Raw genomic sequence first — 6,516 nt, forward strand, 5'->3', positions numbered from 1 at the left:
CGGTCGGAGCGGTCGGCGGCCCGGTGGCGGCTCCCGGCACGCGTGGCGGTACGACTCCCGGCACGCGCGGCGGCACGACTCCCGGTGCACGAGGCGGCCCGGCCCCCGGCGCGCGCGGTGACGCGGCCGGGCGGCGCGCGCGGTGGCGCGGCGGGCGCGGGACGCACGAGCGGACCGCCGAGCCCAGGGACCCCGGACCCGGAGACCAGGGCGACCACGGCGAACTCGACGGGCGCGGCTGGCAGCTCCTGCCCACAGCCGTCGTCGCGGCCGCCGCCATCGTGCTCGGCACCGGCTTCTTCCACGCCTTCACCGGCGGCCACCCGCTGTTCCCGTCCGGGGCCGTCGGCTGGTCGCTCGCCGTCCTGACCGGCCTCATCGTCGGCCACCTCGTCGCGCTCGGCCGCGACCGCTGGTGGGGCGGCACCGGCTCCGGCGGCGCGCTCACCGTCGCGGTCCTGCTCCTGTACGGCTGGATGCCCGCGGGCATGGTCAGCCTCACCGTCGTCGTCCTCGTCGGCGTCGCCCGCCGGCACCGCTGGCGCCTGGGCGTGCTGCACGGCGCCGTCGACATCCTCGGCATCGGCGCGGGCGCGCTCACGATGGCCGCGTTCGGCACCGCGCCCGCCGCCGACTCGCCCTGGAACCCCGAGAGTTGGGACCTGTACACGGCACCCGAGGTCACCCTCGTCGCCGTCGCCTACCTGCTCGTCACCCGCGTCCTGCTCTGGTACGTGCACGCCCCGCGCACCGGCGCGCTGCCCACCGTCACCCGCACCGCCCTCGTCCGCCAGGGCCTGCTCGGCGTGGCCCTGCTCGGTATCGCCCCGCTGATCTGCGTCGTCGCGATGTCGCTCCCGCTGCTCCTGCCGCTGTTCACGATCCCGCTCGTCGCCCTCGACTCGACGCTGTGGATCGCCCGCGCCCGGGCCGAGGAGCAGCTCCGCGACCCGCTCACCGGGCTGCCCAACCGGCAGTGGCTCCTGGAGCGGACCTGGACGGCCCTGGACGACGCCGAGCGCGTCGGCGCCCGCTCCGCCCTCATGCTCATCGACATGGACCGCTTCCGCTCGGTCAACGACACCCTCGGCCATCTCGCCGGCGACCGGCTCCTGCTCCAGATCGCCGACCGGCTGCGGCTCGCGCTGCCGCGCGGCGCGGAGGCAGCCCGGCTCGGCGGCGACGAGTTCGCGGTGCTGCTGCCCGTCGCCGACTCCACGACGTCCGCCACCCGCGTCGCCCGCCAGCTCGTCGCCGCGCTCGGCTCGCCCCTCGACCTGGACGGGCTGACCCTCGTCCTGGAGGCCAGCGCCGGGCTCGCCGTCTTCCCCGACCACGCGCTGGACGCCGAGGGCCTGCTGCGCCGCGCCGACGTGGCGATGTACCAGGCCAAGCGGGACCGCACGGGCGTGGAGGTGTACGAGTCCAAGCGCGACTCCAACACCCCCGACCGGCTGGGCCTCCTCGGCGACCTGCGGCGCGCCCTGGACGCGGGCGACGTGGAGCTGCACTACCAGCCGAAGGTGCGCTTCGACGGCGAGGTGGCGGGCCTGGAGGCGCTGGTGCGGTGGGTGCACCCGGAGCGCGGCAAGGTGCCGCCGGACGAGTTCATCGCCATCGCCGAGTCGTCCGGCCTCATGCCGCACCTCACCGAGTACGTCCTGGAGTCGGCCCTCGCCCAGGTCGCGCGGTGGCGCGCGCAGGGCCTGTACGTGCCCGTCGCGGTGAACGTCTCGCCGCGCGACGTCCACACCCCCGGCTTCGCGGGTGCCGTCGCCGCGCGCCTCGCCCGCCACGGGGTGCCCGCGGGCGCGCTGCAACTGGAGATAACGGAACACGTGCTCCTGGAGGACCCGCAGCGGGCCGCGGACACGCTGGCCGGGCTGACCGGGCACGGCGTGAAGATGTCGCTCGACGACTTCGGCACGGGCTACTCCTCGCTGGTGCACCTGCGCCGCCTGCCGGTGAGCGAGCTGAAGATCGACCGGTCCTTCGTGGCGCGGCTCGCCGTCGACAATGAGGACGCGGAGATCGTCCGCTGCACCGTGGACCTCGCGCATTCGCTGGGGCTGCTCGTCGTCGCGGAGGGGGTCGAGGACGACGAGACGTGGGAGCGGCTGCGGGACCTGGGGTGTGACGCGGTGCAGGGGTGGCTGGTCGCCGCCGCGATGCCGCCGAGCGAGACCACGGCGTGGCTGCGGGCCCGGGGCGAGGGCGCCGCGCACCGGCCCGTCGACCCGGCAGCCGCGCCCGGGGCCGCCGCCCCCGACCCGGCCCCACCGTCACCGAGCCGCGCGGTCCCCTAGCCTTCGCGGGGCGCCCCAGCCCCGCCCCTCCCCGAAACCGTGGGCTGCCGCCCCCGGACCCCCGCCCTCCTCGTCTGGGGCTCCGCCCCTTTCCCCCTCCATCGGCGCTCCGCGCCTCGTCCTCAAACGCCGGACGGGCTGGAATTGCCTCGACTCACCGTCGTCGGGTGCCCGCCTGCGGTGGATCACGGTCAGCCGACGACGGCGCGCAGCGGACACTCCCAGCCCGTCCGGCGCTTGAGGACGAGGCCGAAGGCCGATGAAAGGGCGGGTGGGTGGGGGAACATGCCGGCAGTCGACGGCGGTGGGACGCGGGACGCATCCAGCCTGTCCGGCGCTTGAGGACGAGGCCGTCAGGCCGGTGACGGGCGGGTGGGTGGGACCGTGGTCGCGGGGGGGCAGCGCCCCCCAGCCCAGGCGGAACCGGTCGAGGCGCCCCCGCCAGATAGGATTGGGCGCAAACCCATCACGCCCACCCCAGAGGATCGCTGCATGCCTGGCATCACGCGCGAGGAGGTCGCCCACCTCGCCCGCCTTGCACGTCTGGAGCTGCAGGACGAAGAGCTCGACCACTTCGCCGGACAGCTCGACGACATCATCGGCGCGGTCGCCCGCGTCTCGGAGGTCGCCGACCAAGACGTACCGCCGACCTCGCACCCGCTGCCGCTGACGAACGTCATGCGCGCGGACGAGGTCCGCCCCTCGCTCACCCCGGAGCAGGCGCTCTCCGGCGCTCCGGCCCAGGAGCAGCAGCGTTTCAAGGTGCCGCAGATCCTGGGGGAGGACTAACCGACCATGACGGACCAGAACCAGATCATCAGGCTCACCGCCGCCGAGATCGCCGCGGGGATCGCGTCCGGCGAGCTCACCGCCGTCGAGGTCACCGAGGCCCACCTGGCCCGGATCGAGGCCGTCGACGAGAAGGTGCACGCCTTCCTGCACGTCGACCGCGAGGGCGCGCTCGCGCAGGCCCGCGCCGTGGACGAGAAGCGCGCCCGGGGCGAGCAGCTCGGCCCGCTGGCCGGTGTGCCGATCGCGCTCAAGGACATCTTCACCACCGAGGGCGTCCCGACGACCGTCGGCTCGAAGATCCTCGAGGGCTGGATCCCGCCGTACGACGCCACGGTCACCAGGAAGCTGAAGGCCGCCGACGTCGTCATCCTCGGCAAGACCAACATGGACGAGTTCGCCATGGGGTCGTCGACGGAGAACAGCGCCTACGGCCCCACCGGCAACCCCTGGGACCTGACGAGGATCCCCGGCGGCTCCGGCGGCGGCTCCTCCGCCGCGCTCGCCGCGTTCGAGGCGCCGCTCGCCATGGGCACCGACACCGGCGGGTCCATCCGCCAGCCCGCGGCCGTCACCGGCACGGTCGGCGTCAAGCCGACGTACGGCGGCGTCTCCCGCTACGGCATGGTGGCCTTCTCCAGCTCGCTCGACCAGGGCGGCCCCTGCGCCCGCACGGTGCTCGACGCGGCGCTGCTGCACGAGGCCATCGCCGGGCACGACCCGCTCGACTCCACCTCCATCGACGCCCCGGTCCCGCCGGTCGTCGAGGCCGCTCGCAACGGCAGCGTCCGGGGCATGCGCGTCGGCGTGGTCAAGCAGTTCCGCGGCGAGCACTACCAGGCCGGGGTGATGCAGCGGTTCGAGGAGTCCGTCGAGCTGCTGAAGGATCTCGGCGCCGAGGTCGTGGAGCTGGACTGCCCCTCCTTCGACCTGGGGCTCTCCGCGTACTACCTGATCGCGCCCAGCGAGTGCTCCTCGAACCTGGCCCGCTTCGACGCCATGCGCTACGGCCTGCGCGTCGGCGACGACGGCACCAAGTCCGCCGAGGAGGTCACCGCGCTCACCCGCGAGGCCGGCTTCGGTGACGAGGTCAAGCGCCGCGTCATGCTCGGTACGTACGCCCTCAGCTCCGGCTACTACGACGCGTACTACGGCAGCGCCCAGAAGGTCCGCACGCTCATCAAGCGGGACTTCGAGAAAGCCTTCGAGCAGGTCGACGTCATCGTGTCGCCGACCACGCCCACCACCGCCTTCCCGATCGGCGAGCGCGCCGACGACCCGATGGCGATGTACCTGGCCGACCTGTGCACCATCCCGACCAACCTGGCCGGCAACGCCGCCATGTCGCTGCCCTGCGGCCTGGCGCCGGAGGACGGGCTGCCCGTCGGCCTGCAGATCATCGCCCCCGCCATGAAGGACGACCGCCTCTACACGGTGGGCTCCGCCGTCGAGGCCGCCTTCGTGGAAAAGTGGGGCCACCCGCTGCTTGAGGAGGCACCGTCGCTATGAGCAAGGCGTTGAGCAAGGCCAAGGGCTTCAAGAAGTCCAGGACCGGTACGTATCTGTCGATCGGCACCACCGCCTTCGGCGCGATCAGCACGCTCAAGCAGGTCAAGAAGGCCCGCGCCGAGCACGACACGCTCCAGCTCGTCGACGCCGTCGTCTCCGCGGCGGCCATCGTCACGGGCATCGCGATCCTGGTGCGCGAGCTGAGGCGCATCGGCGACGACGACGTTCTGCTCGGCTGAGAGGGAAGTTCCAACACCGTGACTGCCACGACCACCCCCGAGCTGATGTCGTACGAGGACGCGCTCGCGTCGTACGACCCCGTCATGGGCCTTGAGGTCCATGTCGAGCTCGGCACCAGGACCAAGATGTTCTGCGGCTGCTCCACCGAGCTGAAGCAGGACGCGAACTCGCAGACCTGCCCCACCTGCCTCGGCCTGCCCGGCGCCCTGCCGGTCGTCAACAAGGTCGGCGTCGAGTCCGCGATCAAGATCGGTCTGGCGCTGCACTGCGAGATCGCCGAGTGGTGCCGCTTCGCCCGGAAGAACTACTTCTATCCGGACATGCCGAAGAACTTCCAGACCTCCCAGTACGACGAGCCGATCGCCTACAACGGCTACCTGGACGTCCAGTTGGAGGACGGCGAGGTCTTCCGCGTGGAGATCGAGCGCGCCCACATGGAGGAGGACACCGGCAAGTCCACGCACGTGGGCGGCGCCACCGGCCGCATCCACGGCGCCTCGCACTCGCTGCTCGACTACAACCGCGCGGGCATCCCGCTCATCGAGATCGTCACCAAGCCGATCGTCGGTGCCGGTGAGCGCGCCCCCGAGGTCGCCAAGGCGTACGTCGCCGAGCTGCGCGAGCTGATCAAGGCGCTCGGCGTCTCCGAGGCGCGCATGGAGCAGGGCCAGATGCGCTGCGACGTGAACCTCTCGCTGCGCCCCAGGGGCCAGGAGAAGTTCGGCACCCGCTCCGAGACGAAGAACGTCAACTCGCTGCGGTCCGTGGAGCGCGCCGCGCGCTACGAGATCCAGCGGCACGCGGCCGTGCTCGCCTCCGGCGGCACGATCGTGCAGGAGACCCGCCACTTCCACGAGGACGACGGCTCCACCACGTCGGGCCGGGTGAAGGAGGAGGCCGAGGACTACCGGTACTTCCCCGAGCCCGACCTGGTGCCGGTGGCCCCGTCCCGCGAGTGGGTCGAGGCGCTGCGCGCCGAACTGCCGGAGCTGCCGCTCGCGCAGCGCAACCGGCTGCGCGAGGAGTGGGGGATCTCCGCCCACGACATGCAGGCGATCCTCAACGCCGGCGCGATCGGCCCGATCGTGGCCACCATCAACGCGGGCGCGGACGCCGTCTCCGCCCGCAAGTGGTGGATGGGCGAGCTGGCGCGCAACGCCAACGAGCAGGGGGTCGAGCTCGGCGCCCTGCCGATCACGCCGGAGCAGGTCGCCCGGGTGAGCGCGCTCGTCGCCGCCGGTGACCTCAACGACAAGCTGGCCCGTCAGGTCATCGACGGCGTGCTCAAGGGCGAGGGCGAGCCGGACGAGGTCGTCGAGAAGCGCGGCCTGAAGGTCGTCTCGGACGAGGGCGCGCTGTCCACGGCCGTGGACGAGGCCATCGCGGGCAACCCGGGCGTCGCGGACAAGATCCGCGGCGGCAAGGTGGCCGCGGCCGGCGCCCTGGTCGGCGCGGTCATGAAGGCCACCCGCGGCCAGGCCGACGCCGCCCGCGTCAAGGAGCTCATCCTGGAGAAGCTGGGCGTCGAGGGCTGACGCCGGCACCGTCTCCCGTACGGGACAGGGGGCGCCGCCCCCCCCCCGGGGGGGGGCCCCCGCGGGGCGGGGGGGGGGGTGGGGGCCGGGGGACCCCAGCGTGGGTGGGGGGGGTGCGAGGGGGCCCTCGGGGACCA

5 protein-coding genes are annotated in these 6,516 nt (G+C 73.3%); all 5 read left to right on the forward strand.

Features of this window, described 5'->3' with window-relative positions; all coding sequences use genetic code 11:
- Nucleotides 1-23: 23 nt before the first annotated feature.
- The 5 genes from QK440_RS40455 to gatB all read left to right on the forward strand — a co-directional run bounded on the left by QK440_RS40455 (nt 24) and on the right by gatB (nt 6,379).
- Nucleotides 24-2,306 carry a bifunctional diguanylate cyclase/phosphodiesterase gene (locus QK440_RS40455; RefSeq protein ID WP_282798270.1) on the forward strand — a complete coding sequence of 761 codons (2,283 nt, stop codon included), beginning with the start codon at nt 24-26 and terminating at the stop codon, nt 2,304-2,306.
- 492 nt (nt 2,307-2,798) lie between these two features.
- Nucleotides 2,799-3,095 (forward strand): Asp-tRNA(Asn)/Glu-tRNA(Gln) amidotransferase subunit GatC, encoded by a 297-nt coding sequence (gene gatC / locus QK440_RS40460; RefSeq protein ID WP_190140091.1) that lies wholly within the window; start codon nt 2,799-2,801, stop codon nt 3,093-3,095.
- Between the two features lie 6 nt (nt 3,096-3,101).
- Nucleotides 3,102-4,604: an Asp-tRNA(Asn)/Glu-tRNA(Gln) amidotransferase subunit GatA gene (gatA, locus tag QK440_RS40465; RefSeq protein ID WP_282798267.1), complete on the forward strand. Its 1,503-nt coding sequence runs from the start codon at nt 3,102-3,104 to the stop codon at nt 4,602-4,604.
- A complete protein-coding gene (locus QK440_RS40470; protein ID WP_282798268.1) occupies nt 4,601-4,843 on the forward strand; it encodes a hypothetical protein in 243 nt (80 codons plus the stop codon). The genes gatA and QK440_RS40470 overlap by 4 nt, the downstream gene beginning before the upstream one ends.
- 18 nt (nt 4,844-4,861) lie before the next feature.
- A complete protein-coding gene (gene gatB / locus QK440_RS40475; RefSeq protein ID WP_282798269.1) occupies nt 4,862-6,379 on the forward strand; it encodes an Asp-tRNA(Asn)/Glu-tRNA(Gln) amidotransferase subunit GatB in 1,518 nt (505 codons plus the stop codon).
- The last annotated feature ends 137 nt before the right edge of the window (nt 6,380-6,516 follow it).

The organism is Streptomyces sp. CC224B, assembly GCF_030010595.1.
Taxonomy (GTDB): domain Bacteria; phylum Actinomycetota; class Actinomycetes; order Streptomycetales; family Streptomycetaceae; genus Streptomyces; species Streptomyces longispororuber.